Raw genomic sequence first — 3,707 nt, 5'->3', positions numbered from 1 at the left:
GCGCCCGCCGCCTGACCCGCCTCGTCGGTCCAGGGGTGGTTGTCGGCGTTGGAGATCGACCAGCGACGACCACCCCTGGACCGGCGGGTCAGAAGTCGCCCTCGGCCACCTGGAAGACCGTGAGGCCGAGGGCGCGCCACATCTTCACCACCTGCATCCGGTCGTCGAAGACGCCGACCACCCGGTAGCGTCCCTCGACCTCGCGTTCGTAGATCTCGCGTTTGACGACGGAGTCCTTCCGGGAGTCGCCGAGGGCACGCAGATGCAGCGCGAGGTACGGGACCTTGACGTGGCGGGCCAGCCACGCCTCGGTGGCGGCGCGGGCGGAGGCGTCCCGGCCGGAGCAGAAGACCACCCCGTACCCGGCCGCGTGCATCGCCCGGACCGCCGCGATCACCGCCGGGTTCGGCTCGTCCTCGCCCACCCGGGTCATGTCGTACGGGCTGCGTGAGACGTTCAGCGCGACCGTGCCGTCGATGTCGACCAGGACGATCTCCGGCGGCTCGGTCGACGGGGCGTGCACCGTGGCCGGCCGCCCCGTCCGGGCCTGCGGCACCGGCAGTGGCAGGGTGCGCCCCTCCAGATAACGCTCGTGCAGGCGGCGGATCCACGCCTCGCCGACCCGGTCGGCCTCCGGGCGGGCGGCGTCGCGGCGCAGGCACTCCTCCAGCGGCACGTCGGTGAAGTCGTGCACCTCGAACTCGGCGCCGTGCCGGGCGGCCAGGTCGGCCCAGTCCCGCAGGGTCCGCGACCGCAGGTTGGTGTCGTCGACACAGACGTCCGCCCGGGCCCGCAGCAGCGCCTCGACCTGCGCCTGCTGCACGACGGTCACCTGCCACTCGGCCCACTGGGTGAACAGCCGCTCGCCGTGCAACATGCGGCGCAGGTCGTCGCGGTTGACGCGGACCACGGACGGTTGGAGGGTCCGGGCGAAGGTGGTCTTGCCGGAGGCGGGGAGTCCCCGGGTGGCGATCAGGCGGCTCATCGCGTCCCTTCGTGTCGTTTGTCCCTATCTGGCGGCGACCGCCGTGCCCCTGCGCGGGGCACGGAACGCGGTGCCGTCCGTGCCCCGTGAATGCCCGGCCAGGCGGCGGGAATGCGGGACGGGAGGCGTACGTTGACGAAGCCGGACCAGCTGTGCGGCCCGATTTCCGAGCCGGCGTCCGCCCATGGCACACTGGTCAATCGGCCACCGGTTCCGGTTCACGCCCGAGCCTGTCGCGAGACGCGACGGGCACCGAAGGCGACCCGGCGACCACCGACGAAAGGACCGAGGCGAACATGAAGTCCAACATCCACCCGGAGTACGTGACCACCGAGGTGTCCTGCTCCTGCGGCAACACCTTCTCGACCCGCAGCACCGCCAAGGGCGGCTCGATCCACGTCGAGACCTGCAGCGCCTGCCACCCGTTCTACACCGGTAAGCAGCGCGTCCTGGACACCGCTGGTCGGGTTGCGAAGTTCCAGCAGAAGTACGCCAAGGTTCAGGCCAAGAAGGCCAAGTAATTCCTCGTTCGGCGCCCGCGCCCGGTTTCGTGCCGGACGCGGGCGTCGTCCGTATCCGCCCCGGTTCCGTCCCTACCGTCGAAGGAGCAACCGCAGCATGAGCAGCGAGCGTCTGGCCGCCCTCCTCGACGAGTACGCCGAGCTGGAGAAGCGGCTGGCCGACCCGGCCATCCACGCCGACCAGGGCACCGCCCGACGGGTCGGCCGCCGGTACGCCGAGCTGGTCCCGCTGCACAAGGCGGCCGGGGAGCTGGAGCAGGCCCGGGTCGACCTCGCCGCCGCCCGCGAGCTGGCCGCCGAGGACCCCTCCTTCGCCGCCGAGGCCGAGTCGATCGCGGTGTCCCTGCCCGCGCTCGAGGAGCGCCTCGCCGAGCTGCTGATCCCGCGCGACCCGCACGACGCCAAGGACGTGATCGTCGAGATCAAGGCCGGCGAGGGCGGCGAGGAGTCCGCGCTCTTCGCCGCTGACCTGCTGCGGATGTACACCCGCTACGCCGAGCGGCGCGGCTGGCTCACCGAGGTCATCGACGCGCAGGACTCGGACCTCGGCGGGGTGAAGGACGTCTCGCTGGCGATCAAGACCAAGGGCGTCCCCGAGGGGGGCAACGGCGTCTGGTCCCGGCTCAAGTGGGAGGGCGGGGTGCACCGCGTGCAGCGCGTCCCGGTCACCGAGTCGCAGGGCCGGATCCACACCAGCGCCGCCGGCGTGCTGGTGCTGCCCGAGGCCGAGGACGTCGACGTCACCATCGACGCGAACGACCTGCGGATCGACGTGTTCCGCTCGTCCGGGCCCGGTGGGCAGTCGGTGAACACCACCGACTCGGCGGTCCGGATCACCCACCTGCCCACCGGCATCGTGGTCTCGTGCCAGAACGAGAAGTCCCAGTTGCAGAACCGCGAGCAGGCGATGCGGATCATGCGCGCCCGGCTGCTCGCCGCGGCCCAGGAGCAGGCCGACGCGGCCGCCTCGGACGCCCGCAGGGCCCAGGTGCGCACCGTGGACCGCTCGGAGCGGATCCGCACCTACAACTTCCCGCAGAACCGGATCAGCGACCACCGGATCGGCTACACCGCGTACAACCTGGACCTGGCCCTCGCGGGCGACCTGGACGCCGTCCTGGACGCTCTCGTCGAGGCCGACCGCGCCGCCCGCCTCGCCGGCGACACCGAACTCGCCCGCCGCTGACCCACCCCGCACTTTCCGGGTAGGAGCGGCCGTTCTCCCGGGAATGGCCCCTCCCCGCCGGACACCGGGCCCCGCCGGTGGGGTCAGGAGGCGCGGGGGTGGGCTTTGGCGCGGAGCATCTCGCGGTCGGCGGCCTCGAAGGCGGCGCCGAGGGCGTCGCGCTGGCCGGGGCCGGCCGCGTCGACCTGGGCGAAGCCGACGCTCACCCCGACCGGGGTGCCGGGCACCAGCGACTCCCAGTCCTCGGTGCGTACGGCGGCGTCGATGCGGCGGCCCACCTCGGCCGCCTCGCCCATCCCGGCGCCGGGCAGCACCACCACGAACTCGTCCCCGCCGTAGCGGGCCACGAAGTCACCCCGGCGCATCACCCGGTTGATCACCCCGGCGATGCGCTGGAGCACCAGGTCGCCCGAGTGGTGCCCGTGCCGGGTGTTCACCGCCTTGAAGCCGTCCAGGTCGCAGACGCCGATCACCACCCGCTCGCCGCCGGCGACCAGCGCGGCGATGTAGCGCTCCAGGCGTCGGCGGTTGGGCAGCCCGGTCAGCGGGTCGGTCAGCGCCTCGCCCTCGAAGCGGGCCGCCTCGCGGCGCATCTCCTCGTGGTCGATCCGGGCGGCGATGCCGTCGATGTAGACGTCGCGGAGCCGGTCGTTGCGCTGCGCGGCCAGCCGGAACGCCAGCCGGTCGGCCTGGTGCGCCGCCGCGTGGTCCCCGGAGCGGGCAAGGGCGATGCTGCGCAGCCGGGCGGGCTCGGCCGCGCCCAGCGTCTCGGTGGAGACCCGGACGGTCTCCAGCCGGCTGACCGCCTCGATCGGCCGTCCCTCGGCGACGGCGAGGCAGACCTGGCCGAGCTGGCGCATGTCCCGGGCGCGGGCGCTGTCCCCGCCGTGGCCGAGCAGCCGGGCCGGGGAGTTGTCCGTGCCGGTCTCCACCCGGTCGCCGAGGGCGGCCCGCCGGGCCGCGGCGTAGCCGTACGCGGCCAGGCTGCTCGGCCGCCGCCGGCCGACCCGCCCGG

4 protein-coding genes are annotated in these 3,707 nt (G+C 73.6%); 2 read left to right on the top strand and 2 right to left on the bottom strand.

What is annotated here, in order from left to right; translation table 11 throughout:
* Positions 1-88: 88 nt before the first annotated feature.
* The gene (locus tag NCC78_RS29170) at positions 89-985 is read right to left on the bottom strand and encodes a phosphatase domain-containing protein (RefSeq protein ID WP_250798557.1); all 897 of its coding nucleotides are present in this window, start codon (positions 983-985) and stop codon (positions 89-91) included.
* A gap of 296 nt (positions 986-1,281) precedes the next feature.
* Between NCC78_RS29170 and rpmE the strand changes: the two genes are divergently transcribed.
* Both rpmE and prfA read left to right on the top strand, forming a co-directional pair.
* A complete protein-coding gene (gene rpmE, locus NCC78_RS29165; RefSeq protein WP_250798556.1) occupies positions 1,282-1,506 on the top strand; it encodes a 50S ribosomal protein L31 in 225 nt (74 codons plus the stop codon).
* A 97-nt stretch (positions 1,507-1,603) separates the two neighbouring features.
* Positions 1,604-2,692 carry a peptide chain release factor 1 gene (gene prfA / locus NCC78_RS29160; protein WP_250798555.1) on the top strand — a complete coding sequence of 363 codons (1,089 nt, stop codon included), beginning with the start codon at positions 1,604-1,606 and terminating at the stop codon, positions 2,690-2,692.
* Positions 2,693-2,775: 83 nt separating this feature from the next.
* On the opposite strand, the gene NCC78_RS29155 is transcribed toward prfA, so the two are convergent.
* A partial coding sequence (locus NCC78_RS29155) for a GGDEF domain-containing protein (protein WP_250798554.1) occupies positions 2,776-3,707 on the bottom strand: 932 nt, incomplete at its 5' end.

Source organism: Micromonospora phytophila (assembly GCF_023656545.1).
Lineage (GTDB): Bacteria > Actinomycetota > Actinomycetes > Mycobacteriales > Micromonosporaceae > Micromonospora > Micromonospora phytophila.
Note: the sequence above shows the minus strand (reverse complement) of the source record. Positions and strands in the feature narration are given on the sequence as shown.